Source organism: Erythrobacter sp., assembly GCF_036351135.1.
Classification (GTDB): domain Bacteria; phylum Pseudomonadota; class Alphaproteobacteria; order Sphingomonadales; family Sphingomonadaceae; genus Erythrobacter.
Genome location: NZ_JAZBON010000027.1, coordinates 223,139 through 249,172, shown reverse-complemented (window position 1 = coordinate 249,172; position 26,034 = coordinate 223,139). Strand labels below are relative to the sequence as shown.

At 66.0% G+C, this 26,034-nt stretch carries 25 protein-coding genes; 16 read left to right on the top strand and 9 right to left on the bottom strand.

Annotated features, from left to right (window positions below):
* Window positions 1-52 precede the first annotated feature (52 nt).
* Window positions 53-355 carry a hypothetical protein gene (locus V2I30_RS10805; RefSeq protein WP_330662165.1) on the top strand — a complete coding sequence of 101 codons (303 nt, stop codon included), beginning with the start codon at window positions 53-55 and terminating at the stop codon, window positions 353-355.
* A 178-nt stretch (window positions 356-533) separates the two neighbouring features.
* Here the strand turns inward: V2I30_RS10805 and V2I30_RS10800 are convergent, their stop codons facing one another.
* The 4 genes from V2I30_RS10800 to V2I30_RS10785 all read right to left on the bottom strand — a co-directional run bounded on the left by V2I30_RS10800 (window position 534) and on the right by V2I30_RS10785 (window position 6,547).
* The gene (locus tag V2I30_RS10800; RefSeq protein WP_330662365.1) at window positions 534-1,565 is read right to left on the bottom strand and encodes a ligase-associated DNA damage response exonuclease; all 1,032 of its coding nucleotides are present in this window, start codon (window positions 1,563-1,565) and stop codon (window positions 534-536) included.
* Window positions 1,566-1,644: 79 nt separating this feature from the next.
* The gene (locus V2I30_RS10795; RefSeq protein ID WP_330662164.1) at window positions 1,645-3,747 is read right to left on the bottom strand and encodes a S9 family peptidase; all 2,103 of its coding nucleotides are present in this window, start codon (window positions 3,745-3,747) and stop codon (window positions 1,645-1,647) included.
* A 90-nt stretch (window positions 3,748-3,837) separates the two neighbouring features.
* Window positions 3,838-6,246 (bottom strand): ATP-dependent Clp protease ATP-binding subunit ClpA, encoded by a 2,409-nt coding sequence (gene clpA, locus V2I30_RS10790; protein ID WP_330662163.1) that lies wholly within the window; start codon window positions 6,244-6,246, stop codon window positions 3,838-3,840.
* 97 nt (window positions 6,247-6,343) lie between these two features.
* Window positions 6,344-6,547, bottom strand: coding sequence for a DUF1192 domain-containing protein (locus tag V2I30_RS10785; protein ID WP_330662162.1), 204 nt, complete (start codon window positions 6,545-6,547; stop codon window positions 6,344-6,346).
* A gap of 94 nt (window positions 6,548-6,641) precedes the next feature.
* Between V2I30_RS10785 and V2I30_RS10780 the strand changes: the two genes are divergently transcribed.
* From V2I30_RS10780 to V2I30_RS10755, 6 genes are all read left to right on the top strand, one after another.
* A complete protein-coding gene (locus tag V2I30_RS10780) occupies window positions 6,642-7,664 on the top strand; it encodes an NAD(P)H-quinone oxidoreductase (protein WP_330662161.1) in 1,023 nt (340 codons plus the stop codon).
* Entirely contained in the window at window positions 7,657-8,286 is a 630-nt protein-coding gene (locus V2I30_RS10775) for a glutathione S-transferase family protein (protein WP_330662160.1), read from the top strand. The genes V2I30_RS10780 and V2I30_RS10775 overlap by 8 nt, the downstream gene beginning before the upstream one ends.
* Before the next feature lie 118 nt (window positions 8,287-8,404).
* The gene (locus V2I30_RS10770) at window positions 8,405-9,358 is read left to right on the top strand and encodes a UDP-2,3-diacylglucosamine diphosphatase (RefSeq protein WP_330662159.1); all 954 of its coding nucleotides are present in this window, start codon (window positions 8,405-8,407) and stop codon (window positions 9,356-9,358) included.
* A gap of 50 nt (window positions 9,359-9,408) precedes the next feature.
* On the top strand, window positions 9,409-10,473 hold the full coding sequence (locus V2I30_RS10765; protein ID WP_330662364.1) for a glycosyltransferase family 4 protein: 1,065 nt from the start codon (window positions 9,409-9,411) through the stop codon (window positions 10,471-10,473).
* A gap of 108 nt (window positions 10,474-10,581) precedes the next feature.
* Window positions 10,582-11,436: a DUF1013 domain-containing protein gene (locus V2I30_RS10760; protein WP_330662158.1), complete on the top strand. Its 855-nt coding sequence runs from the start codon at window positions 10,582-10,584 to the stop codon at window positions 11,434-11,436.
* A gap of 72 nt (window positions 11,437-11,508) precedes the next feature.
* A complete protein-coding gene (locus V2I30_RS10755; RefSeq protein WP_330662157.1) occupies window positions 11,509-13,188 on the top strand; it encodes an AMP-binding protein in 1,680 nt (559 codons plus the stop codon).
* Window positions 13,189-13,273: 85 nt separating this feature from the next.
* On the opposite strand, the gene V2I30_RS10750 is transcribed toward V2I30_RS10755, so the two are convergent.
* Both V2I30_RS10750 and V2I30_RS10745 read right to left on the bottom strand, forming a co-directional pair.
* The gene (locus V2I30_RS10750) at window positions 13,274-13,690 is read right to left on the bottom strand and encodes a bactofilin family protein (protein ID WP_330662156.1); all 417 of its coding nucleotides are present in this window, start codon (window positions 13,688-13,690) and stop codon (window positions 13,274-13,276) included.
* Between the two features lie 67 nt (window positions 13,691-13,757).
* Window positions 13,758-14,834, bottom strand: coding sequence for a peptidoglycan DD-metalloendopeptidase family protein (locus V2I30_RS10745; RefSeq protein WP_330662155.1), 1,077 nt, complete (start codon window positions 14,832-14,834; stop codon window positions 13,758-13,760).
* A 318-nt stretch (window positions 14,835-15,152) separates the two neighbouring features.
* Between V2I30_RS10745 and V2I30_RS10740 the strand changes: the two genes are divergently transcribed.
* The 9 genes from V2I30_RS10740 to V2I30_RS10700 all read left to right on the top strand — a co-directional run bounded on the left by V2I30_RS10740 (window position 15,153) and on the right by V2I30_RS10700 (window position 22,929).
* Complete coding sequence (locus V2I30_RS10740; RefSeq protein ID WP_330662154.1) at window positions 15,153-16,442, top strand: glutamate-5-semialdehyde dehydrogenase; 1,290 nt, start codon at window positions 15,153-15,155, stop codon at window positions 16,440-16,442.
* 4 nt (window positions 16,443-16,446) lie between these two features.
* Complete coding sequence (locus tag V2I30_RS10735; protein WP_330662153.1) at window positions 16,447-17,124, top strand: nicotinate-nucleotide adenylyltransferase; 678 nt, start codon at window positions 16,447-16,449, stop codon at window positions 17,122-17,124.
* 171 nt (window positions 17,125-17,295) lie between these two features.
* On the top strand, window positions 17,296-17,658 hold the full coding sequence (gene rsfS / locus V2I30_RS10730) for a ribosome silencing factor (RefSeq protein ID WP_330662363.1): 363 nt from the start codon (window positions 17,296-17,298) through the stop codon (window positions 17,656-17,658).
* A gap of 184 nt (window positions 17,659-17,842) precedes the next feature.
* Window positions 17,843-18,265 (top strand): 23S rRNA (pseudouridine(1915)-N(3))-methyltransferase RlmH, encoded by a 423-nt coding sequence (locus V2I30_RS10725; RefSeq protein ID WP_330662362.1) that lies wholly within the window; start codon window positions 17,843-17,845, stop codon window positions 18,263-18,265.
* Between the two features lie 8 nt (window positions 18,266-18,273).
* Complete coding sequence (locus tag V2I30_RS10720) at window positions 18,274-19,512, top strand: murein hydrolase activator EnvC family protein (protein WP_330662152.1); 1,239 nt, start codon at window positions 18,274-18,276, stop codon at window positions 19,510-19,512.
* A gap of 155 nt (window positions 19,513-19,667) precedes the next feature.
* Window positions 19,668-21,056 carry a S41 family peptidase gene (locus V2I30_RS10715; RefSeq protein WP_330662151.1) on the top strand — a complete coding sequence of 463 codons (1,389 nt, stop codon included), beginning with the start codon at window positions 19,668-19,670 and terminating at the stop codon, window positions 21,054-21,056.
* Between the two features lie 31 nt (window positions 21,057-21,087).
* A complete protein-coding gene (locus V2I30_RS10710; protein ID WP_330662150.1) occupies window positions 21,088-21,540 on the top strand; it encodes a disulfide bond formation protein B in 453 nt (150 codons plus the stop codon).
* Between the two features lie 43 nt (window positions 21,541-21,583).
* The gene (locus tag V2I30_RS10705; protein ID WP_330662149.1) at window positions 21,584-22,105 is read left to right on the top strand and encodes a demethoxyubiquinone hydroxylase family protein; all 522 of its coding nucleotides are present in this window, start codon (window positions 21,584-21,586) and stop codon (window positions 22,103-22,105) included.
* Between the two features lie 113 nt (window positions 22,106-22,218).
* Complete coding sequence (locus V2I30_RS10700; protein WP_330662148.1) at window positions 22,219-22,929, top strand: hypothetical protein; 711 nt, start codon at window positions 22,219-22,221, stop codon at window positions 22,927-22,929.
* Window positions 22,930-22,960: 31 nt separating this feature from the next.
* Here the strand turns inward: V2I30_RS10700 and V2I30_RS10695 are convergent, their stop codons facing one another.
* The 3 genes from V2I30_RS10695 to V2I30_RS10685 form a co-directional block, all read right to left on the bottom strand.
* Entirely contained in the window at window positions 22,961-23,974 is a 1,014-nt protein-coding gene (locus V2I30_RS10695) for an NAD-dependent epimerase/dehydratase family protein (RefSeq protein WP_330662147.1), read from the bottom strand.
* Window positions 23,975-24,061: 87 nt separating this feature from the next.
* On the bottom strand, window positions 24,062-24,898 hold the full coding sequence (gene fabI / locus V2I30_RS10690; protein ID WP_330662146.1) for an enoyl-ACP reductase FabI: 837 nt from the start codon (window positions 24,896-24,898) through the stop codon (window positions 24,062-24,064).
* The gene (locus V2I30_RS10685; protein WP_330662145.1) at window positions 24,895-26,022 is read right to left on the bottom strand and encodes a YihY/virulence factor BrkB family protein; all 1,128 of its coding nucleotides are present in this window, start codon (window positions 26,020-26,022) and stop codon (window positions 24,895-24,897) included. The genes fabI and V2I30_RS10685 overlap by 4 nt, the downstream gene beginning before the upstream one ends.
* Window positions 26,023-26,034: the final 12 nt, after the last annotated feature.

Sequence of the window (26,034 nt, the reverse complement as noted above, 5' to 3'; positions counted from 1 at the left end):
GCACAGAGGTCGCCGCTCTATCGTTGCCGCTTTCTGCAAAGGACCTGCCCAGATGAAATCGACTTTCGCCCCGGCGCTTTGGCTCGCCGCCTTCGCCGCTGCGCCCGCCATCGCGCAAACACCGTCCGCACCGGCCGCCGCCGCCGATGCGCCGACCATCGACACGCCGATCGCGGTGCTGATGGCGAGCGAAGCGACGAGGGCCGTGCTGGTGAAGCATCTCGGGCCGCTCGGCGAACATCCCTCCTATGAGCAGTTCAAGACGATGAGCCTGGTGCAGTTGCAGCCATGGTCGGCGGGGCAGATCACCGACGAAGCGCTGGCGAAGATCAAGGCGGATCTCGCGGCGCTTTGATCCGGGCGGGGGTTTTCGTTTTTCACACCCTTCGGGTCCTTCGATATGGGCCTTCGACGAGCTCAGTCCCTCCTCAGGGTGAGCCGGTTGAAAAGATCTACCGCTCGTCCTGAAGAGGCTATCGAAGCCGAAGGCTGAGGAGCCGTCTCGAAGGACCCGGCAAAGCGCGCCGAGATAATTACTCATCCTCATCCTCCCGCCCCACCAGGGCGAGCGCACGGGCGCGGCGCTGGCCGAGCTGGCACCAGCGCAGGAGTGCTTCTTCGCGGCCATGGGTGATCCAAGTCTCTTGCGGGTTCACCTCGTCGATCGTCGCGGTGAGCTCGTTCCAGTCGGCATGGTCGGAAATCACCAGCGGCAATTGCACATTGCGTTGGCGCGCGCGCCCGCGCACCCGCATCCAGCCGCTTGCCATCGCAGTGATCGGCTCGGGCAGGCGGCGCGACCAGCGATCGTTGAGCGCGCTCGGCGGTGAGACCACGATCGACCCGCGCATCTCGTCCTTCGTCGCCTCGCTCACCAGCCTCAGATCGCCCAGCGCGACACCGTGCTCTTCATAGAGGCGACACATCTTCTCCATCGCGCCGTGGAGATAGATTGGCTGTTCGTGGCCCGCCGCGCGCAGTTCCGCGATCACCCGCTGCGCCTTGCCGAGCGCATAGGCGCCCACCTGCACGCATTGCTCGGGATGTTCGGCCAGCGCGGTGAGCAGCTTGTCCATCTCCTCGGCGATCGGGGGATGGGTGAAGACCGGCAGGCCGAAAGTCGCCTCTGTGATGAAGATGTCGCAGGGCGTCACTTCGAACGGCGGACAGGTCGGGTCGGCGCGGCGTTTGTAATCGCCCGTGATGACCACCCGTTCGCCGGCATGTTCGAGCAGGATCTGTGCCGAGCCGAGCACGTGTCCCGCCGGAACGTAGGTCGCATCGACCCCGCCGGGAAGCCGGATCGTCTCGCCATATTCGACCGGCACCGCCTTGTGCGGGATCTCGCCGGCATCGTCCTCGGCCCCGGTGCGATAGCGCAGTTCCATGATGGCGAGCGTTTCGGGCGTGGCGATGGTCTCGCCATGGCCGCCGCGTGCGTGATCGGCATGGCCATGGGTGACGAGCGCCCGCTCGACCGCGCGGCCCGGATCGATCCAGGCGTCGGCGGGCACGACATGCACGCCCCATGGCTCGGGCCGGATCCAGGAAAAGGGCGCGTTCATGCAGGCGATCAACCCGCCGGATGCGCGCACTGTTCCCGTTTTGCGCTGGCGATCAGCGCATCGCCTTACATGAGCGCGGCTACTCGGCGCCGCCCATCACCGCCGGAGCCGAAGGCTCGATGCCGGGACGATCGCGATATTTGTCGAACCACGCGATGACGCTCGCCGTGCGTGCGGCCTGCTGGCTCGGCGTTTGGCTCAAATTGTTGTGGCTCGAATCCGGCGTGACGACGAGCGCGGTGTCGACGCCCACCAGCTTGAGCGCGCCGTAGAACTGCTCTGCTTCGCTGCGCGGCGTGCGGTAATCGTCCGCGCCCACAAGGACCAGCGTCGGCGTTGTCACATTGTTGACGATGCTCAAGGGGCCACGCTCCCAATAGTGCATCGGGCGATCCCACGGCATTCCGCCGAGCCAGTAGCGCCCGAAATAGGGCACCCCGTCCGCCATCAAGGCCTGGCTGACCCAGTTGATGACCGGCTTGTGCGAGGCGGCGGCTTTGAACCGGTTGGTTTTGCCGACCACCCATGCCGTCAGGATGCCGCCGCCCGAGCCGCCGGTGACGAAGAGATTGTCGGGATCGGCGAAACCTTGCGCGACCGCGGCATCGACCGCCGCCATCAGCTCGTCGTGATTGCTGATCGGGTAATTGTCCTCGATCCGGTCCGCAAATGCCTCGCCATAGCCGGTCGAACCGCCCGGATTGGTGAAGAGCACCGCATATCCCGCGGCATTGTAGAGGTGATAATCGACCGAGAACTCCGGGCCATAGGCGGCATAGGGCCCGCCATGCATCTCCAGGATCGTGGGAATCGGTGTGCCGGGCGTGTAATCGGCGGGCAGCTGGATCCAGCTCGGGATCGGCGTCCCGTCGGGCGCGGTCACGTCGATTGCGCGAATGGTGCCGAGCCGCTTGCCCGACAGCGCGACTTCGTTGAGCGCGGTCAGCGTGCGGGTGCCGCTGCGGGTCGTGACGCCGATATCGGGCGGGCGCTGGGCACTTGCCGTCGTGAAGGCGAGCCGTCCGCCCTCGCTCACCGACCACTCGCCGCCGGTATAGGGCAGCGCGTAATAGGTGGAGCCGAGCATGGCGGGGAGCGGGGAGACATCGCCGTTCATCGCGACGCGCGCGACGCGGTGCGTGCCTTCGTCCTCGTAGCTCGCGAACAGGCCGGCCTGCGTCCATTCGAGCCCGTCGAAGCCGCGATCGAACCCGGCGGCCAGCTGGCGGCTGTCCGAGCCGTCCGCATTCATGACGTAGAGCTTGGTCTGATCGAAGGCGTTGCCGACATCGTCGAAGCCGAGATAGGCGATCCGGCGGCCATCGGGCGAGACCTGCGGCGCCATGTCCGGCCCATCGCGCGAGGTGACCGCCCGGATTGCGCCGCTGGCAATGTCGAGCGCGTAGATGTCGCCGCGCAGGGGCTCCAGCTCCCAGTCTTCGCGGCGATTGGCGGAATAATAGAGCGTGCGGCCGTCGGGCGACCATTCGACGCTGCCGCCATTATCGTATTCGCCGAAGGTCAGCTGCCGCGGCGCGCCGCCGCGCGCATCGACGAGGAAGAGCTGGCGGGTGCCGGGCTTCACATAGGAGCCGCCATCGCGGCGATAGGTCACGCGGTCGATCACCTGCAGGGGGTCGCCCCATTCGGCGCCCTCGGGTTTGGCCGGCGGGCTGCCGAGCTTGAGCCCTTCGCCCGGAACGCGCGCGATATAGGCGATGCGCGTGCCGTCGGGCGACCAGGCGATACCGCCCGGACCTTCGGCCAGCGCGGTGATATTCGCGCTGACGCCGGTATCCATCCAGCGCATATGCAACTCCGGCCCGCCGCCGCTTTGCGTCGAAACATAGGCGAGCCGCGCCCCGTCGGGCGACCAGCGCGGCGATCCGTGCGAGCCTTCGCCAGAGACCAGCGGAGTCTCGCGCCCGCTCGCGACATCGATCAGCCAGATCGAGCTGACCGCGCTGTCGGTCATGATATCGTTGGAGCGCCGGACATAGGCGATCTTGCTGCCGTCCGGGCTGATCTGCGGATCGGCGCCGACAGTCAGGCCGAACAGGTCCGCGCCGGTGAACTTGCCGGGATCCTCGGCGGCGGCTTCGGCGGTGTCGGCATTGTCCTGCGCGGCGATCGGCGAGGTCAAGGCAAGCGCGGCGGCAAACGCCGATAGACGTAGATACATGAAAGGCCCCTCGTAACTTATCGTTCGAGGGGCCGATCATTCACATTTTTATCGCAAAGGCCAGCGCCTTCGTCGGTGCGGATCGGCTATTCAGCCGTCCCTTTCACCGCCGCTGTCGCTGTCCGAGGCCTCGGGCTTGGCATCGGGCTGGGCATCGGACGCGTCGTCCTTTTTCGCCGCCGGCTTCTTCTTGGCGGGCGTCTTGCGCTTGGGCTTGGCCTTGGGCGGAGCGGGGGTGAGTTCGAAGGCGGGCTTGCCGTCCTTCATCGTCACCGACACCTCGCCGCCATCGGCAAGCTTGCCGAACAGCAGTTCTTCCGCGAGCGGCTGCTTGATCTTGTCCTGGATCAGGCGGCCCATCGGGCGCGCCCCATAGAGGCGGTCGTACCCCTTGTCCGCCAGCCATGCACGCGCATCGCTGTCGAACTGGATGTGGACGTTCTGTTCGGCGAGCTGCAATTCGAGCTCGAGAATGAACTTGTCGACCACGCGGGCGACGGTGCTCTTGCCGAGATAGGCGAAGGGCACGATCGCATCGAGACGGTTGCGGAATTCGGGCGTGAACATCTTGTTCACCGCCTCGGTCCCGGCGTCTTCCTTCGATACGTCGCCAAAGCCGATACCGCTCTTAGCCATGTCAGCCGCGCCCGCATTGGTCGTCATGATGAGGACCACGTTGCGGAAATCGACCGTCTTGCCGTGATGGTCGGTCAGGCGACCATTATCCATCACCTGCAGCAGGATGTTGAAGAGGTCCGGGTGCGCCTTCTCGATCTCGTCGAGCAGCAGCACGCAATGCGGGTTCTGATCGACGGCATCGGTGAGCAGGCCGCCCTGGTCGTATCCGACATAACCGGGAGGCGCACCGATCAGACGCGAAACGCTGTGGCGCTCCATATATTCGGACATGTCGAAACGCTTGAGCTCGATGCCCATGATGCTGGCAAGCTGGCGCGCGACTTCGGTCTTGCCGACGCCGGTCGGACCGCTGAACAGGAACGAGCCGATGGGCTTGTCCGGATCGCGCAGACCCGCACGGCTGAGCTTCATAGCGGTGGACAGGCGGGTAATCGCCTCGTCCTGACCGAAGACGACGTGCTTCAGGTCGCGCGACAGGTTCTCGAGCGCCTTCTTGTCGTCCTTCGACACGGACTTCGGCGGAATGCGAGCCATCGTCGCGATCACGGCCTCGATTTCCCTGGCGGTGATCTTCTTCTTGCGGCGGCTGGGCGGGACCAGCATCTGCATCGCGCCGACCTCGTCGATCACGTCGATCGCCTTGTCGGGCAGTTTGCGATCGTTGATGTAGCGCGCCGACAGTTCGACCGCGGTCTTAAGCGCATCGGGCGTATACTTGACGTTGTGATGCTCTTCGAATGCGCTGCGCAGGCCCTTCAAAATCTTCACCGTGTCCTCGATCGTCGGTTCGTTGACGTCGATCTTCTGGAAGCGGCGCAGCAACGCACGATCCTTTTCGAAGTGGTTGCGGAATTCCTTGTAGGTGGTCGAGCCGATGCAGCGGATCGCGCCGCTGGACAGGGCAGGCTTCAGCAGGTTCGAGGCGTCCATCGCCCCGCCGCTGGTGGCGCCGGCGCCGATCACGGTGTGAATTTCGTCGATGAAGAGGATTGCGTGCGGCATGCCTTCGAGTTCGGAGACGACCTGCTTCAGCCGCTCCTCGAAATCGCCGCGGTAACGCGTGCCGGCGAGCAGCGCGCCCATGTCGAGCGAGTAAATCACCGCTTCGGCGAGCACGTCGGGCACGTCGCCTTCGACGATCTTGCGCGCAAGCCCTTCGGCAATCGCGGTCTTCCCGACGCCGGGGTCGCCGACATAAAGCGGGTTGTTCTTGGAACGGCGGCACAGGATCTGGACCGTCCGATCGACCTCGGGCCCGCGGCCGATCAGCGGATCGATCCGCCCGTCATCGGCCTTCTTGTTGAGATTGACGGTGAACTGGTCGAGCGCGGTTTCCTTCTTGTTGCCGCCTTCCTTGGTGTTTTCGCTTTCCGCTGCCGCTTCCTCGCCGCTCTGGGGGCTCTTCGATTCGAGCTGGCGTCCGCCCTTGCCGATGCCGTGGCTTATATAGCTCACCGCATCGAGCCGGCTCATGTCCTGCTGCTGGAGGAAATAGACCGCATAGCTGTCGCGTTCGGAGAACAGCGCGACCAATACGTTGGCGCCCGTCACCGTGTCCTTGCCCGAGGATTGTACATGCAGGATCGCGCGCTGAATCACCCTCTGGAAGCCGGCGGTCGGTTGCGGATCGGCGTCTTCGTCGGTCTTTAGGCTCTGATATTCTTGGTCGAGATATTGTTTCACCACTTCGCCCAACTCGGCGAGGTCGACCCCGCACGCGGCCATCACCTGTGCGCCGTCCTCGTCGTCGACAAGGGCAAGCAAAAGGTGTTCGAGCGTCGCATATTCGTGACGCCGCTCGGACGCGGCGCCGAGGGCATTGTGCAGGGTGCGTTCTAGGTTCTGCGCGAAACTGGGCATGGAAGGAGCCTGTTCTGGAAGGTGGTAGAGAAGGTATGACGACTATATGGGAAGCGCCCCGCATTTTGCGAATCCGCCGTGCCGGGCGCGGAACATCTCAAGAGGACGAACCCTTGAACAGGGCGTCGGCCGCGGCCCGGTGCTTGTTCGATGCATCGCTATGGGCCCGAACCCGCGCGATTTCCGCCTCGAGCAGCGCGATCCGCGCGGCGAGCTCGTCCTGCGAGTAAGGCGCGAGGTCCTCGCCCGCGAGACGCTCGGCGGCGTCCTTTTTCGAAATGGGCCGATCGTCTTGGTCCATTATGGGCAATGTCGGCGTTCGCTATCTTGCTGTCAATGAGCGGGATGGTTAATTGCCGGGCTGACGCGAGGGGCGCGAGCGTGAGGGGCTATCCATGAGCGAGGCAATGGCGGGCGATACTCCGCAGCTGATGCAGGCGATCACCTTCGATGCGCCCGGCGGGCCCGACGTGCTGCGGCTGGAGGAGATCGAGACGCCGCGCCCCGGCCGTGGCGAAGTGCTCCTGAAATGCGCCTATGCCGGGGTCAATCGCCCCGATTGCCTGCAGCGCGCCGGCGCCTATCCTCCGCCGCCCGGCGCCTCGCCGCTATTGGGGCTGGAGGCTGCGGGAGAGGTGGTCGCGGCGGGCGAGGGTAGCCCAAGCGAAATGATCGGCCAGCGGGTCGCCGCGCTCACGCCGGGCGGCGCCTATGCCCGATATTGCGCGGTGCGCTGGGACCATTGCCTGAGCGTGCCGGACGATATGGACTTGAAACAGGCCGCGGCGCTTCCCGAAACGCTCTTCACCGTCTGGCACAACGTCTTCGAGCGCGGCTGCGCGCGCGACGGCGAGACGCTGCTGGTCCATGGCGGCACGAGCGGGATCGGGACGATGGCGATCATGCTTGCGCGCGCTTTCGACCTGGAGGTCATCACCACCTGTGGCAGCGAGGAGAAATGCGAAGCGGCGCGGACTGTCGGCGCGAACCTCGCGATCAATTACCGCGAGGCGGATTTCGTCGAGGCCGTTGCCGAACATACCGGCGGCAAGGGCGTCAACATTGTGCTCGACATGGTTTCGGGCGACTATGTCCCGCGCAATCTCAAATGCCTCGCCGAAGACGGGCGCCACGTGACCATCGCGGCGCTGGGCGGACCAAAGGCCGAGCTGTTCATGCCGATGGTCATGATGCGCCGGCTGACACTCACCGGCTCGACCCTGCGCCCGCGTTCGGATGCGTTCAAGGCGGCGCTGGCGGACGAGATCGCAGCCAACGCTTGGCCGCTTTTCACCGATGGCGAGCTCGCGCCAATGCTGGACCAGACGTTCCCGCTGGCCGAGGCGGCCGCTGCGCATGCCCGGATGGAGGCGGGCGAGCATATCGGCAAGATCGTACTGGAGGTCGGGGATGACTGAGACCTACACGCTTCACGAGGATCCGCGCAGCGGCAATTGCTACAAGATCAAGCTGACCGCCGCGCTGCTCGATCTGCCGCTCGATACGCGGCAATACGACATCATGAAGGGCGAGACGCGCACGCCCGAATTCCTCGCAACCGTCAATCCCAATGGCCGCATCCCAGTGCTCCAGATCGAGGCAGACGCAGAGAGCCATTTCCTGCCTGAAAGCAATGCCGCCTGCTGGTATCTCGCCAGCGGATCGCGCCTGATCCCCGATCACCGCTATGCCCAGGCCGACATGCTGCGCTGGATGTTCTTCGAGCAGTACAATCACGAACCCAACATCGCGACCTTGCGCTTCTGGTTCGAATTCGTGGGCAAGGAGAAACTGTCCGACCAGCAGCGCGCGCAGATCATGCCGAAGAAGATCGCGGGCTGCGACGCGCTTCGCGTGATGGACGGCCAGCTGGAGAACAGCGATTTCCTATGCGGCGAAGCGGTGACGCTCGCCGACATTGCGCTCTTCGCATACACTCATGTGGCCGCGGATGGCGGGTTCGATCTTGGCGACTTTCCGCATGTCCAGGGCTGGATCGAGCGGGTTTGCAACCTTTCCGGCTTCGTCGCGATGGAGTGATGGGCGACCGCTTCCGGAACTGTGGATTTACGCAAAACCGTCACCATGCTGTGAATCGCCTGTAACAATTGCCTGCCATGGCTGCCCCCGCGAGAGACGAAGCCCGCGAGGTGCAGCCATGACCGACTTCATGTTGTCCGACCTTCCGAAGGACGCATCACGGGTCGCCAATTTTCCCGTCGCGGAGCCGAGGACGCCCGAACCGCGTTTCGAGCGGACCCGCTATCGCACGATCTGGATCAGCGACGTTCACCTCGGCACCAGGGGTTGCAACGCCGATCTGCTGATCGACTTTCTCGATCGCACCGACAGCGACGTCATGTATCTTGTCGGCGATATCATCGACGGCTGGCGGCTGAAGAAGAAGTTCTACTGGCCCAGCGCGCATAACGACATCGTCTGGCGGCTGCTCAAGCGCGCGCGGCGGGGCACGCGGATCGTCTATATTCCGGGCAATCACGACGAGATGTTCCGCCAGTTCACCGGACTAAACATGGGCGGGATCGAGATCCGCCGCGCCGCCTTTCACGACACCGCCGACGGGCGCCGGCTGATGGTGCTGCACGGCGACGAATTCGATGCCGTCATGCTGTCGCAGCGCTGGCTCGCCTTCGTCGGCGACTGGGCCTATGCGACCGCGATGAAGGCCAACGTGGCCGTCAACGCGGTGCGCCGTGCGCTGGGCCTGCCCTATTGGTCGCTGTCCAAGGCCGCCAAACACAAGGTCAAGAATGCCGCGCAGTTCATCGGCCGCTACGAGGAAGTGGTGGCGCGCGCCGCCGGCGAACGGGGCGTCGACGGCGTCGTGTGCGGCCATATCCACACCGCCGAGATGCGCGATTTCACCTTCGACGGCGAGCGGATCGAATATTGGAACGACGGCGATTGGGTCGAAGGGTGCAACGCGCTGGTCGAACATGAGGACGGGCGCATGGAAATCCTCGACTGGCCCGAAATCGTTGCTGCGCGCGAAGCTGCCGAAGAGGAAGCGCGACTTGCGGCGAACGCAAGCAGAGAGGATAAGGACGGCGAACCCGATCCGCAAACCCGCCCCGACCGCGAAGCGGCGTGACCCCCACCGCCTTCCGCGCCGCCTTCCTCGGGGTCAGACGCAAGGCCGCCATGCCCCGTCCCTCCGGCCCGCCCCAGACCATCGCGATCGTCACCGATGCGTGGCATCCGCAGGTCAACGGCGTGGTGCGCACGCTGGCGACGACTTGCGACATATTGCGCGGCTGGGGGCACGAGGTGCGGGTGATCTCGCCCGCCGACTATCTCTCGGTCCCCGCGCCGACTTACCCTGAAATCCGCCTCGCGATTACGACGCCGGGTGCGGTCGGACGGGCGCTGGGACGGATGCGGGCCGAGGCGGTGCATATCGCCACCGAAGGGCCGCTGGGCTTTGCCGCGCGGCGCTATTGCCTCGGGCGGCGCGTGCCCTTCACCACCGCCTATCACACGCAGTTTCCGGACTATTTCGCCCGCCGCACCGGTCTCAGCCCGCGCTGGTTCTGGAGCTATATCAGCTGGTTTCACCGCCCGGCGCAGCGCGTTATGGTGGCGACCGAAAGCATCAGACGGCAATTGCGCGAAAACGGCCTGACCCGGCTCGCCGCTTGGAGCCGCGGGGTCGATCTCGCCTGTTTTTCGCCCGCAGCCCCGTGCCCGCCCGAATATGCAGGGTTGGAGGGGCCGATCCAGCTTTACGTTGGACGCATCGCGGTCGAGAAGAACATCGAGGTGTTCCTGGACAGCGGATATCCGGGCACCAAGGTCGTGGTCGGCGACGGGCCGGCGCGCGCGCAGCTGGAGCGGCGCTATCCGGACGCGCTGTTCATGGGCAAGCGCAGCGGGACCGAGCTTGCTGGGTTCTATGCTCATACCGACGTCTTCGTCTTCCCCAGCCGCACCGACACGTTCGGCCTCGTCATGATCGAGGCGCTCGCCTGCGGCACGCCGGTCGCCGCCTTCCCCGCGCCGGGACCGCTCGATATTTTGAACGACGAAGTGGGCGCGATGGATGAGACGCTGGATGACGCGATCGCGGCGGCGCTGACCCGTGATCGCGCTGCCTGCGCGCAATATGGCGCGACCTATTCCTGGGAGGCGGCCACGCGGCAGTTCCTGCAGGCGCTCGAAGCGCTCGAGGAAGAGGAAACCGCCCAGCTCGCCGCATCGCTCGCGTAAGGCTCGCCCCGCAAGGTATCTTGCCGCGTGGCCGGCTTTGCCCTATCTGCCATAGTGCAATGGCCGCTCCGCAAGGGGCGGCCCTTTTAATTTCATACGGAGACGAACATGGCCAACGCCAAGGCTGCCAAAGATCAGCCCAAGCCGCTGATGCCGCATGCGACCGCCACCTGGCTGGTCGACCACACCGGCCTCTCCTTCGAACAGATCGCCGAATTCTGCGGGCTTCATCTGCTCGAGGTGCAGGCGATGGCCGACGATCTGGCGGGCAGCAAATATACCGGACGCGATCCGGTGCATGCCGGCGAACTGACGCTGGACGAGATCAAGAAGGGCGAGGAAGACAGCGAGTACGCCCTTAAGATGCACAAGGCGCCGGTCGAGGTGACGCGCACCAAGGGTCCGCGCTACACCCCGGTTTCGAAACGGCAGGACAAGCCGGACGGGATTGCGTGGATCCTGCGCAATCACCCCGAAGTGTCCGATGCGCAGATCTCGAAGCTGATCGGCACCACTCGCAACACGATCGGCGCGATCCGCGAACGCTCGCACTGGAACATCCAGAACATTCAGCCAAAGGATCCGGTTACGCTCGGCCTGTGTTCGCAGCGCGAGCTCGACGCAGTGGTTGCCAAGGCGGCGAAGCGCGCCGGGACCGACGAGGAAGAGGCCGCGCCGGTCGAGACCGGCGACACCCGCAGCGACAAGGATAAGCTGATCGAGGAATTGCGCGCCGAGCGCGAAGCCAATGCAAAGGCCGCCGCCGAAGCCGCGCAGGAAGCCGAGGCTGAAGCCTGGCTCGCGCAGAAACGCGCCGCCGAGGAAGCCGCCGCCGCCGGGGTCGAACCGCCCGACAGCGTGACGCCGCCCGCCTTCGCCCCCTCGCAGCCGAGCGAGGACGAAGCCGCGAATGTCGAAACGCCCGCCGAGAAGCGCGATGGCGATGGCCCGGACGAAGGCTGACGCGCAGCCACGGGCCCGGCGCGCTTACCGGGAACTTGTGGAGCGGCGTGCCATCGCGCATGCCTGTCTGCCATGAACGCCAGCCTCCCAGCCTACCAGCACCCGACGCCGTGGAGCACCCGGTTCGAGCCGGTGGCGCTCCCCGAGATGCTGCGCCGTACGGCGGCGCACGATCGGTCCGCGCCGTTCCTGCACTTTCTCGGGCGGACCTATTCCTATGGCGAGATCTACGACGAGGCACGCCGTTTCGCCGCCGGGCTGATCGCGCATGGTGTGGGCAAGGGCGATCGGATCGGCCTGTTCCTGCCCAACGTGCCGATCTATGCCTCGGCCTATTACGGCGCGATGATGGCGGGCGCGGTGGTGGTGAATTTCTCGCCGCTCTATTCGGTCGACGAACTCGCCTGGCAGGTCGAGGACAGCGGCACCCGGATGCTGGTGACGCTCGACGTGCCCGAGCTTTACCAGACCGCCGCCAGGGTGCTGGACGGATCGTCGCTCCAAACGCTGGTGGTCGGCTCGCTCGCGCAGATGCTGCCGCGGGTGAAGGGCGCGGCCCTGCGCGTCTTCAAGCGCGATCAGATCGCCGACATTGCCTATGACACCGCGACGCGCCGCTGGGCCGACATGCTGAAGACCTGGCCCGAGGACGAGGCGACGCTGGAGGATGTCGAGGACCTGGCTCTGCTGCAGTATACGGGCGGCACGACCGGGCGGCCCAAGGGCGCCATGCTGGGCCACAGTCAGCTCTCGATCAACGCGCAGCAAGTCGCCGCGATCAATCCGTTCGACAATCCGCGCGAGGAAGTGATGATGGGGGCGCTCCCCTTCTTCCACGTCTTCGCTAACACCGCGCTGCTCAACCATGCCGTCGCCGCTGGCGCCTCGATCGCGATGGTCCCCCGGTTCGAGGCGAAGCAGGTGCTCGAGACGATCGAGAAATACCGCGTCACCGGCTTTCCCGGCGTGCCGACCATGTTCCAGGCGCTGCTCGACCATCCGCGGCTCGCGAAAACCGATCTGTCCTCGCTCAAGGTCTGCATTTCGGGCGGCGCGCCCATGCCCGCGGGTGTGCATGACCGGTTCGAGGAAGGGACCGGCGTGCGCGTGGTCGAAGGTTATGGCCTGACCGAAAGCGCGGGCGTCGTCTCCGCCAACCCCTACGAAGGCGAACGGCGCAAGGGCACGATCGGACAGGTGGTTGCAGGCACCGAAGTGGTGCTTCTCGACAAGGAAGACCCGGCGAAGCTGGCGCCCGAGGGCGAGCCGGGCGAACTGGCGGTTCACGGGCCGCAGGTGATGCGCGGCTATTGGAACCGTCCCGAAACCGATGCCGATGTGTTCGTCGAGCGCGACGGCAAACGGTATCTGCGCACAGGCGATGTCGCCACGCTCAACGGGCGGGCGCGGGAGGGCGGCTTCCTAGAGATCGTCGACCGGATCAAGGACATGATCGCGGTCGGCGGGTTCAAGGTGTTTCCGAGCGTGGTCGAGGACGAAATCCTCAAGCACGAGGCGATTAAGGAAGCGCTCGTGATCGGGGTGCCCGACGATTACAAGGGCGAGGTTCCGCGCGCCTATGTCACGCTGAACGATCCGGACGCGGATATCGGCGCGGATGCGCTCAAAGGCTGGCTGAACGACCGGATCGGCAAGCACGAACGGGTCGACCGCATCGTCATCCGCGAGGAACTGCCGCGCACCATCATCGGCAAGCTCGATCGCAAGGCCCTGCGCGCCGAAGTGCTTTAGCGCATCCGCGTCGGACTGTAGGCTATACAAGAAAACGCCGCGCGACAGGTGGGCCGCGCGGCGTTTCCTAGGGAGCCAAACCTTCTCAGGTGGCTATCTGCAATTGCGGATCCTTGGACTGTTTGTCACCCGAAACGTCCTTCGGCTTGGCCGCGGGAATGGCGGGTGCCGCCTTCTGACGGTTGGCATTCGGGGCGAACCGGCCATCGACCTGCGCGCCCTGTTCGATCGTCAGCGCGTCGTAATGGACGTCGCCCTCGATCCGCGCGGTCTTGAGGATGACCAGTTCCTTCGCAGTGATCGAACCGGTGACCTTCCCGGACATGCGCGCGCTGTCGGCGGTGACCCCGCCATTGATCGAGCTGCCTTCGCCCTGGACGAGACTGGCGCATTTGATGTCGCCTTCGATCTTGCCGTCGACATGGAGATCGACCGACGCGCTGACATCGCCCTTGATGTTCACATCGGATCCGATCACCGAAAAGGTGGAGTTGCTGGCCATATTGTCGTCCTTGCCTTGGAGCTTTTGGGTGGGAGCGGGGGGCGGGGTGAGCGGCGCGTCGCCGCGCTCAGTTTCCGCGGGCTTCTTTGAGAACATCGGGGGCACTCTCCAGGAAGGGCCGCGGATTGACCGCGCGGCCGTTGACACGAACTTCAAAGTGCAGATGGGGACCCGTAGAACGTCCGGTGCTGCCCAGACCACCCAGCACCTCTCCTGCCGCGATGGACTGGCCCGCCTTTACGTCGATCCGAGACAGGTGGGCGTAGCGGGTCGTCATTCCGTTGCCATGCGCGATCTCGACCACATTGCCATAGCCGCCGCGGCGGCCGGCGAAGCTGATCTCGCCCCTGGCCGCGGCATAGATCGGCGATCCGCGCGCGCCCTTGAAATCAATGCCGTTATGCATCGCGCTCTTGCCGTTGAAGGGATCGCGGCGAAAGCCGAAGCGCGAGGTGATGCGTTTGTCGGCCGCGGGCACGACCTGCGGCACGCCGTCGAGGGCGGCTTCGAGGGCGGACATGCGCGCCAGGCTCAGTCCCAGCCGTTCGAAGCGCGGATCGAGCGAACCGTCGCTCGAAGTCGCGAGCAGCTTGAGCGGACCACCCATCGCCGCATCGGCTTCACCCCGTGTGATGCGAGCCATCGCGCCCGGATCGAGGTTCAATTTGCGCAGCGCCTGTTCGGCCCGGCGCGAACGCCAATCGGCAAAGCGCGTGAGGTTTTCGACGAAGGCAAGCTGGCGCGCTTCGATCTCGGCGAGGCCGAGCGCCTGCGGCAGGACCGCACCGACCTGCTCGACGGTCTTGGCAGTCTCGGCGCTCGAATCGGTGACGTTGGTGTCGACCGTCTGGATGTCGTCGGGCAGCATTTCGACCATCGTGTCGAGCACTTCCTGCCGCGTCGTCAGGTCTTCGACCACCTTGTCGATATCGCCGCCATAGGCGTCCAGACGCTGGCGTGCGCTCGCGACTTCGGCCTTTTCGTCCTGGAACGAGGCGAGGCTCGCTTCGGCGGAATATTTGTTCCACGCCATGACGCCAAGCGATACCGCCCAGCCGATCGCCAGCGCGAGCACCGCCGCGGCGGCGCCTATCTGCAATCGCGACGAGAGTTTGATGAAACGCACCTGACCCTGCGATCGCATGAAGAATTCGCGATCCGGAAACCACGTGCCGATTTTTTCGACGAACGAGTGCTTGCTATCTGTTTGCAACAAAACGGCCCCGACCCATTTGTTTTTTCGATCCGTGAGGCTTGCTATCAATCAGGTGTTAACGCTTTCAAACCGCGGTTCCCGCCAAAAAGGTGAGTTGAAGCACTCTTGCGGCGAAGCGTTATATCCGCTGCAAAAAGAGCAAGCTGGCGCGTCCTTACAAATGCTGCGGATCGTGGGGAGAGGCGATTCGGCTAGGCAAGATCGCGCCTGACAGCAGCTGCGCCGCTTGCTATCGCCGAGGGCAAGATGACGATGATCGATACCCCGACGAAGCGCACCGCGAGCGAGGAGCCTGCGACACTGGTAAGGCGCCTCGCGATGGACGGGCGGGCGGCGCAGCGCGCGCTCGCAGCGATGGACAGCGCAGCGCGCGGCACGGCGCTGCATCATGCCGCTGCGCGGCTGCGCGGCGATGCCGAGAGCGTGCTGGCGGCCAATTCCCTGGATCTTGAGGCGGGCAGGACGAACGGATTGTCCGACGCCATGCTCGATCGCCTCGCGCTCGATCCCGAGCGGCTCGAAGGGGTGGCGAACGCGCTCGACAGGGTCGCCGACCTGCCCGATCCGGTGGGCGAGATCATCGACGAGACGACCCGGCCCAACGGGCTTGCGCTGTCGCAGGTGCGGGTGCCGATCGGGTTGATCGGGATCGTTTATGAAAGCCGCCCCAACGTCACCGCCGACGCCGCGGCTTTGTGCGTGCGGGCCGGTAATGCCGTACTGCTGCGCGGCGGCAGCGAAGCGGTCCATTCCAATCGCGCGATCCATGCCAGTCTCGTCGCGGGGCTGTCCGAAGGCGGGGTGCCCGAAGCCGCGGTGCAACTGCTCCCGACGCAGGACCGCGCGGCGGTCGGCGCCATGCTGAAGGCGGCGGGGCTGATCGACATGATCGTGCCGCGCGGGGGCCGGGGGCTGGTGGAACGGGTGCAGGCCGATGCCCGCGTCCCCGTTCTCGCCCATCTCGATGGAGTGTGCCACACCTATGTCCACCACGCGGCGGACCCCGCCATGGCGCGCAAGCTGGTGCTGAACGCCAAATTGCGACGCACCGGCATTTGCGGGGCGATGGAAACGCTGCTGATCGACACGCGCTTCCCCGAGGCGGGCGGGCTCGTCGCCGCCTTGCTGGACGAAGGCTGCGCGGTGCGCGGCGATCCGCGGGTCCAGTCGCTCGATCCGCGCGTCAGCGCGGCCGGCGATGCGGACTGGGGCACCGAATACCTCGACGCCATCGTCTCCGCCGCGATGGTCGACGGTCTGGACGAAGCGCTTGCCCATATTGCGCGCCATTCCTCGGCCCATACCGACGTCATCGTCACCGCCCACGAAGCCGCCGCCGAGCGTTTCCTCGCCGAGGTCGACAGCGCCATCGTCATGCACAACGCTTCCTCGCAATTTGCCGATGGCGGCGAGTTCGGCCTGGGCGCGGAGATCGGCATCGCGACCGGGCGCCTGCATGCGCGGGGGCCCGTCGCGCTCAAGGGGCTGACCACATATAAATGGCTGGTGCGCGGCACGGGCCAGGCGCGTCCCTGAACGCATGCGCACCGGGCTTCTGGGGGGCAGTTTCAATCCGGCGCATGGGGGGCACAGGCGCATCACCCTGTTCGCGCTTGCGGCGCTGGGGCTGGACGAGGTCTGGTGGCTGATTTCGCCCGGCAACCCCTTGAAGCCCAAGGCCGGAATGGCTCCGCTCAGCGTGCGTCTGCGTTCGGCACAGGAACAGGCCCGGCGCGCCCGGATCGTCCCTACCACGATCGAGCGTGAGCTCGGCACGCGCTACACGCGCGATACCCTCCGCGCGCTCCAGCGCCGCTATCCGTCGCGCCAATTCGTCTGGCTGATGGGCTCGGACAATCTGGCGCAGTTCCACCTGTGGAAAGGCTGGCGCGACATCGCGCGCTGCGTTCCGATTGCAGTGATTGCCAGACCCGGCTATGATCGAGCAGCCATGACCAGCCCCGCCATGGCCTGGCTCGGGCGCCATAGGGTGTCCGCCGCCAGCTTTCGCACAACGGGGCGATGGAGCGCGCCGGCACTGGTGTTATTGCGTTTCGATCCTGACCCGCGTTCGGCCACGGCGATCCGCCGCCGGGATGCCGACTGGGCGGAGCGATATCGCCGCGGCGAAAGCGGCGCCGTATTGCGCGATCCTCTCACCGGCACAATCGTTACCAGCACAATCGTCGAAAACGCCATCGAAGAGGCGAGCGATTGAGTTCGCCTCCACGGCCTCTCGCTCTGTGGCCCCTTGCGAAATTACGGGTCCGCACCCATTTTTCCTTCGCAATCAGGAGACTACCAGAAGCCTATGACACAGGCACAAACCGCCATCGCCGGCGCGCAGACGCCGGCTTCCGTGAACGGATCGATCGACCGGCGCGCTGCCATGCCGCATGACGAAGGCGTTGATGCGCTGCACGATCTCGTCATGCAGCAGCTGGACGACGATCAGGCGCAGGACATCGTCTCGATTCCGCTCGCGGGCAAGAGTTCGGTCGCCGATCACATGGTGATCGCCAGCGGCCGCTCCACCCGCCAGGTCGCCGCGATGGCTCAAAAGCTGGCGGAGCGCGTCAAGCAGGCAGGCTTTGGCCCCGCCCGGATCGAGGGGCTGCCGCAGGCCGACTGGGTGCTGATCGATGCCGGCGACGTCGTCGTCCACCTGTTCCGTCCCGAAGTGCGCAGCTTCTACAACCTCGAACGCATGTGGTCGTTCGAGGGCGGAGAAGCGGCGGCCGGCAGGGCGTAGCACACACCGATCGGCTTGCGCAGCGAGCCGCAGGACGGCACCGTGAGACACGGTAATCGTAACGAGCTTCGGTTCCGGCAGGAACCGCAAGGGCGACTGCCCGCCGGCCCGTAGGCCGCCCCCTCGGAGGCATCTCGGAGGCATCGGCGAAGCCGATTGGCCGTGAGAGCAAAGGACCTCTACCATCCTTCTCCACGTCATCGCCCGCGGGAAAATCGGCCGTTCGCCCGAGGCGGAATTGGTGGCGCGCTATGAAAAGCGGCTGACCTGGGCCGTGCGCCTGACTGAGCTGCCGGAAAAGGGCGGCAAGGTGCCCGAGCCGCAGACCCCATTCAAAACGGTGCTGCTGGACGAGCGCGGCACCGCGATGTCGTCCGAAACATTCGCCGAAACGCTCGAGAACTGGCGCGACGGCGGCGTGCGCGAGGCGCGCTTCGTCCTCGGCGCGGCGGATGGGCATAGCGCCGAGGCCCGGCGCAAGGCCGACGTCCTGCTGGCCTTCGGCCCCGCGACCTGGCCGCATCTCTTGGCGCGCGCGATGCTGATGGAGCAGCTTTACCGGGCGACGAGTATCCTTGCGGGCCATCCCTATCATCGGGCAGGGTAGCCCCCGCCATGCGCCGCTTCCTCCTCGCCTTTCTCGCCGCCGGTGCCGGCATTGGCGGCGCGCTGATTGCCGGCTCGAGCTCGCAGGCGCAGCGCAGCCTCGATCTGCTGGCCCCCGCCGAAGCGCAGGCGCAATTGATCCGCGCGACCCGCGAGGCGCAGCAGGCCGAGGCCCGCGCCGCGCGCTTTGCCGGCGAGGCCGATGACGCGGTGCTCGCCGCCGACAGGGCCGCGCGCGAAGCCGCCGCCATCGCCGCGCAGGTCCAGGCCGAGGAGGCCGCAATCGCCGCCGCCAGCGCGCGCCTCTCGCTCGCCCGCGCGGATCGGCGCGCGCTCGCCCGCAGGCTTGCCCAACGTCAGGAGCCATTGGTGCGGCTGACCGGCGCGCTGCAAACGGCCGCGCGCCGCCCGCTCGCGCTCTCCGCGTTGCAGCCCGGTTCGCTCGAAGATCTCGTCCATGTCCGCGCGGTTCTGAGCACGGCGGTGCCCGAGATCCGGCGCCGCACCGCCACCTTGCGCTCCGAGCTCGCCTTGCAGAAACGCTATGAGCGACAGGCGGCGCGCGCGCTGACGCAATTGCGGGCCGCCGAACAGCAGCTCGAAACCCGCCGCAGCGAACTGGCCGCGCTCGAAGCGCGCCAGCGCCTGGCCTCGCGCGAGGCGCGGCTGGTGGCCTCGCGCGAAGGCGAACGCGCGCTGGCGCTCGCGGAGGAAGCGCGCGATCTCGATGGATTGATAGGACGGATCGACGAAGCCGCCAGCCTGCGCCGCGAGCTCGCCGCGCTTCCCGGCCCCGTCCTGCGCCCGCGCAATCTGGCCTCCGGGGCCGACGCGGCGCCCGGCGCCGTCGCCACCCCGGATCCGCCGCGCCCGGCCGATACCCGTCGCCCGGCCTTCCAGTTGCCGGTGCAGGGACGCACGATCGCGGGCTTCGGCGAAATGCGCGAGAGCGGCCTTCGCGCCAGCGGGTTGTCGCTCGCGCCGGCGCCGGGCGCGCAGATCGTCGCGCCGGGAGCCGGGCGGATCGCCTTTGCCGGCCCGTATCGCGGCTATGGACGGATCGTCATCATCGAACATGACGGCGGCTGGACCAGCCTGGTGACCGGGCTTGCCCGGACCGAGATCGCGGTCGGCCAGCAGGTCATCCGCGGCGCGCCGCTCGGCATTGCGGGGGCGGGGAGCGAGCCCGTCACCCTGGAGATCAGGCGCGCGGGCAAACCGGTCAATCCGCTCGGCGTTCTGGGCTGAACGCGCAAGATGCCGCCCGCGTCCTTCCGGCGCCGCTTCGCGTATCTTCAAGTGTCCCGCGATGAGCCGCGAAGTCGTCCGTCGGGCTCTCATCTGGCGTTAAGGGCGCAAAGCCTATACAACGCTATCAAGCGTAAAGGAGCTTTCTCGCCCTCATGAAACCAGCCGCCTTTCTGCGCGCCGCCGCGCTCGTTACCGCCGCCGCGCTCATTCCTGCGACCACCGCGACCATGGCGCAGGTCGATGGCCGCGCCGGACCCGAAATCGCGAAGATCTTCGCGATCATGCAGCGCGTCCAGGCCAATTATGTCGAGCCGGTCGAGGACGAGGTGCTGATCCGCGGCGCGATCGACGGGATGCTGGCGGCGCTCGATCCGCACAGCGCCTATCTCGACGGGAGCGACCTCGAACGGCTCAACACTTTGATCGACGGGAATTATTCGGGATTGGGCCTGTCGGTCATCATGGAGGACGGCGCGGTCAAGGTGATCTCGCCGTTCAAGGGCAGCCCGGCGGATCAGGCGGGCATAAAGGCGGGCGATTTCATCACCCATCTGAACGGCGATCTCATCTATGGCGGCGACCTCGACGATGCGGTCGCGCGCATGCGCGGCAAGGCCGGCACGGCGATCAATCTCACCATCTTCCGCCCCGGCCGCGACCAGCCTTTCGACGTCGACGTCACCCGCGGCGTGATCGAACTCGAACCGGTCACCTACGAATTGCAGGACGGCAATATCGGGCTCATCTCGGTCAACGAATTCAGCGCCGATGTCGGGCGCGACGTGTACGATGCCTGGGCCGCCCTGCAGACCGAGGCGGCGGGACGGATGAGCGGGCTGGTGCTCGATCTGCGCTCCAATCCGGGCGGCAGCCTCGACGAGGCCGTGGCGCTGACCGACCTGTTCCTCGAGCGCGGCCAGATCGTCTCGCAGCGCGGCCGTTCCTGGGGTGAAACCTTCGAATTCGAAGCCGATGACATGGACTATTACGTCCGCCGTCGCCTCTCGCGCAGCCAGGCGCAGATCTTCATGGGCCAGATTGCGCGCGACGTCCCGATGATCGTGCTGATCGATGCCGGCTCGGCTTCGGCCTCCGAAATTGTGGCCGGCGCGCTTCAGGATCATGGCCGCGCGCTCGTCATGGGTCAGCGCAGTTTCGGCAAGGGTTCGGTCCAGTCGCTGCTGCCGCTGGGATCGGATTCGGCCCTCAAGCTCACCACCGCGCGCTATTACACGCCGGGCGGCAAGTCGGTGCAGGAGGGCGGGATCGCGCCCGACATCAAGGTGCCGCAGCTCTCCGATCCCGACCACGCGCTGCGCGAACGCTATCAGACGCGCGAATCGGACCTGCGCGGTCATCTCATCAACGAGCTCGGCATCGCCGACGAGGAGATGGAGGAGGATGCGGTCGCCGATCCGCGCTTCCAGCTGACTTCCGAAGAGCTCGAAGAGCAGGGGATCGAGGATTTCCAGCTGCATTACGCGCTCGAAACCCTGCGCCGGACGACGGCGAGCTCGGTCGCGCTCAATTCGCGCCGCTGATCGGCGCCGCCACCGCTGCTGAAGGTTCCGCATGACCGGGCTCGACCAGGCACGCCTCCTCGCTCTCGCCATTCCTGCGGCGCTGCTGGGCGGCGCCTACATCTCGCAATACGGTTTCGGTCTGTATCCGTGCGAGATGTGCTGGTGGCAGCGCTACCCGCATTTCGCCGCTCTGGGTGCAGCGGGCGCAGCCTACGTGGTGCAGCCAGCGCGCGTCTGGGCCGCGCTCGCCGGACTTGCGATTATCACCTCCGGCCTGATCGGCGGCTTTCACGCCGGGATCGAATATGGCTGGTGGGAGGGGATAACCGGATGCAGCTCGCTGCCGAGCTCGATCGACGTCATGGATGTCAGCGCCGCCCCGTTGGTGCGTTGCGACATCGCCCCGTGGGAGCTCTTCGGCATCTCGCTCGCGGGGTGGAACTTCCTGATTTCTTTGCTCGGCGGCGGAGCCATTCTGGCGCTTGCCGCGTATAGGAAGTAGCACTTCCCGCCCCTTTCCCATTGAGACCGACGAGCGACAACAGATGAACCGCGACGAACTGCACCGCATGATCCGGGTCGACCAGGCTGGCGAATTCGGCGCCACCCGTATTTACGAAGGCCAGCTTGCCGTGATGGGCGATCGCGGGCCGCATTCGGCCGAGATTCGCCATATGGCCGAGCAGGAGAAGGGCCACCGCGCCCGTTTCGACGCCATGCTGGCCGAGCGTGGGGTGCGGCCCACCGCCCTGCATTCCTTCTGGTCGGCCGCCGGCTACGCGCTGGGTGCGGGAACGGCGCTGCTCGGGCCGGAGGCGGCGATGGCCTGCACCGCGGCGGTCGAAGAAGAGATCGACAAGCATTATTCCGAGCAGCTCGACCGGCTCGAAGACACCGGCGCCGACCCCGAACTGGCCGAAATGATCGAGGAATTCCGCGAGGACGAGCGTGCGCATCGCGACAGCGCTCTGGCGCATGGGGCTGAAAATGCGCCCGCCTATCCGCTGCTCGCGGGCGCGATCCGGCTGGGTTGCCGGCTCGCGATCAAGGTCAGCGAGCGGGTGTGATCCGGCCCGGCTTGGCCTGCTGCGCGGCGCATCCCGGCGCGTACGGCTTCAGAACCCGTTCAGTCGCTGCTACACAGATGCTATACGACGCTTCCCCGATTGCGAGACCAACCATGAACGATTCCGCTGCCCGCCGCCTTTCTTTCGGCATGCTTGCCGCGACCGGGCTCGCCTCCGCGGCCATGATCGCCGCCTCCCCCGCCGCCGCGCAGGACCAGGCCGGGGACCGCGTCAACATGGTCATCGCCTATAGCGAGGACGATTGCCCCGAACCCACCGTTGAGGGCGAGCTGGTCGTGTGCCAGATTATCGTCGAGGCCGAGCGCTATCGCATCCCCTCCAATTTGCGCACCAGCGATTCGCCGGAAAACATCTCACTCAATGAACGCTTCGAGAAGATCCGCTATATCGGCGAATTCGGCACCATGTCCTGCGATCCGGCAGGCGCGGGCGGCTTTACCGGCTGCACGCAGCAGCTGATTAACGCCGCCTATGCCGATCGCGCCGCGAGCGAGAATGTCCGCTTTAGCCAGCTAATCGAACAGGCACGGCAGGACCGGCTCTCGACGATCGACAGCGACGCCGCCGCCGAGCAGGAGCGCGTCGAGGCGATCGAGCGCGAATATCTCCAGCGGCTCGAGCGCGAGCGCGACGGACCGGTTGCGGGCGAGGTCGATCCCACGCTGACCCCGCCGCCGATCGACACGGCCGAGCGGGCGATCCCCGCCGAGCCGAGCAAGCCGGGACCTTTCGACGACGGTGACGAAGAGCCGATGCCGCTCAGCGCCGCCCCGGTCGGCGACACCGCGCGCGACGACGACTGACGCCCTGGGCGGCGTCGCTTACCGGCCCCGCTCACACCTCGTAATAATCGCGATACCAGGCGACGAAGCGCTCGACGCCCTCGCGAATGCCGGTTTCCGGCGCGTAGCCGGTCAGCTCGCGTAGCAGCGTCGTGTCGGCCCAGGTCGCCGGCACGTCTCCCGGCTGCATCTCCATGAGGTTCCTGACTGCCTCACGCCCGCAGGCTTCCTCAATCGCGGCGACGAAATCGCCGAGGGCCACAGGCTCGCCATTGCCGATATTGACCACACGGAAAGGCGCGGCCGGCGAAAGGCTGTCCCATTCGGGAATGTCCGCGGGGTTCGCGGGCCGCTGAGGCACGGCGTCGATCAGCAGGCGGATCACCCGCACCAGATCGCCGACATAGGTGAAGTCGCGGCGCATCTTTCCGTGATTGTAGATATCGATAGGAGTGCCCTCGAGAATCCCGCGGGTGAACTTGAACAGCGCCATGTCGGGCCGCCCCCACGGTCCGTAGACGGTGAAGAAGCGAAACATCGTCGTCGGCAGGTTCCACAGATGGGCATAGGAATGCGCCATCGCCTCGTTCGCCTTCTTGCTCGCGGCATAGAGCGTGAGCGGGGTGTCGGCTGTCTGATGCTCGGTGAAGGGCATCGCGGTGTTCGCGCCGTAGACCGAGCTGGTCGAGGCCATCAGCAGGTGATCGACGCCGAGCTCGCGCGCACATTCCATGAGGTTGAAGGTGCCGACGAGGTTCGCCTCGACATAGGCGCGCGGGTTTTCGAGGCTGTAGCGCACCCCGGCCTGCGCGGCGAGATGAACGATCGCGTCGGGCCGGACCTCGAGCGCAAAATCGCGTAATGCATCGGCATCTTCGAGCATGCCGATACGGGCCGAGAACTGCGCATGTTCGCCGAGCATCTCATGGCGCTTTTCCTTGAGCGCGACGTCGTAATAGTCGGTGAGCCCGTCATAACCGGCGACCCGGAAGCCTTCGCCCAGCAGCGTGTCGGCGAGGTGATAGCCGATAAAACCCGCCGAACCCGTGATCAGAACCGTTCGCATTGCATTGCCCCCCCTTTTGGCCTGTCCGCCCTCCGTCCTACCCGAATGTGCTCTCCCCGTAGATACTCAGCCCGCCGGCAGCCGTCTTCAGACCAGCGAAATGTCGGGCGCGTCTTCCTGTTTCATGCCGACCAGGTGATAGCCGGCATCGACGTGGTGCACTTCGCCGGTCACGCCCGAGGAGAGGTCGGAGAGGAGGTAAAGCCCCGCCCCGCCGACATCGTCCAGCGTGATGTTGCGCCGCAGCGGCGAGTTCAGCTCGTTCCATTTGAGGATATAGCGAAAGTCGCCGATCCCGCTCGCCGCGAGGGTCTTGACCGGGCCGGCGCTCAGCGCGTTGACGCGGATATTGTCGGGGCCGAGATCGTTGGCGAGGTAGCGCACGCTCGCCTCGAGCGCTGCTTTGGCGACGCCCATCACGTTGTAGTGCGGCATGACCTTTTCCGCACCGTAATAGGTCAGCGTCAGGATGCTCCCGCCCCCACTGGTGCCCCCGCTGCCATCTTCGCCTTTGGGCGGCATCATCGCGGCCGCGCGCCGGGTTACCGCAACCAGCGAATAGGCCGAGATGTTCATCGTCTTCAGAAAATTGTCGAGGCTGGTGTCGAGATACTTCCCGCGCAGCTCGCGCTTGTCGGAAAAGCCGATCGCGTGGAGCACGAAATCGAGCGTCTCCCAGCGCTGTTTCAGCGTATCGAAACCGGCATCGAGCGAGGCTTCGTCGCCGACGTCGCATTCGAAGGTGACATCGCTGCCCAGCTGCTCGGCGAGCGGCTTGACCCGCTTGGCCAGCGCCTCGCCCTGGTAGGAAAAGGCGAGCTTGGCGCCCTGCTGGGAGAGCTGCTTCGCAATGCCCCAGGCGAGCGACTTTTCGTTGGCAAGCCCCATGATCAGCCCGCGCTTGCCCTGCATCAATCCGCTCATGGCGTCTCCTCCCTCGCATCGGCTGAATTCGGTCCCGATTCCGGCCCCGCTGCCGGTGCGCCGATCTGCGCACCTGCTGTCGGACCTCCCACGCCCACCATGGCCGGATCCTCCGCGCCTTCCGCCTCGGGTTCGGCGAGTGCGGCATTCAGCTCCGCCCCGATAACGAGGCCGAGCCCAACGAGCCAGAAAAAGAACAGCGCGACGATGATCCCCGCCATCGAGCCGTAGGTGAGATCGTAGGTGAAGAAGCCGCGCAGGATCGGCGGCATGGCCGCGGTCACGCCGAGCCACCACAGGGCGGTGAACAGCGCGCCCGGCCATTTGGGATAGACCCCGCGCCGATATTCGCTCGGCGTCAGGGTGTAGAACAGCAGGTAGAGCGACAGGCCCAGGCCCATTGCGGGCACGATGCGGGTAAGGCGCAGAATGTCGATCGCGCCGGACAGCTGTGGCAGGATCGCCAGAATCACCTGCTGCGCGGCGCCGATCAGTACGGTGGCGAACAGCGAAACCATCAGCAGGATCACCGCCCCGAGAATGAGCCCGCCGGAAAGCAGGCGGTATTTCCAGAAGGCGAGCCGCGCCTCGGTGCCATAGGCGCGGCGCAATATGTCGCGGATGGTCTCGACCAAGCTGGAGACGGTCCACAGCGCGACCGCCGCACCGAACCACAACAGCCAGCCATCGCGCGCATAAATGATCTCTTCCGCCACCGGTCCGATCGAGCGGCTCACGGTCGAGGGCATCGCGATCAGCACCGTAGTGATCAGTTCGACCGCCCGGTCGCGCCCGCCGATCAGTTCGAACAGCGCCGCGCCTATGATGAAGAAGGGGAAGATGGCCAGCATCGCAAGATAGGCGAGGTTGCCGGCATGGATGAAGCCGTCCTCGTAGGTGCCGATCGCGGTGCGGCGCAGAATTTCCCAGGTTCGCGTGCCCGGCCCGGCCTTGTCCATCACCCGGTCGATCAGCCCGTCATGATGCGCCTCCGACGCGGCGTCGGGCACCTTGACGAATTGCGAACGGGCACGCAGCCGCCGCGCCTCGGGAGTGAGCGAGCCGAAAGCCGACGCGTTCTGCGCTGCCGCGATCTCATCGGGAGGAAGGCTGGGTCGAACCAAACGCGCGTCTCG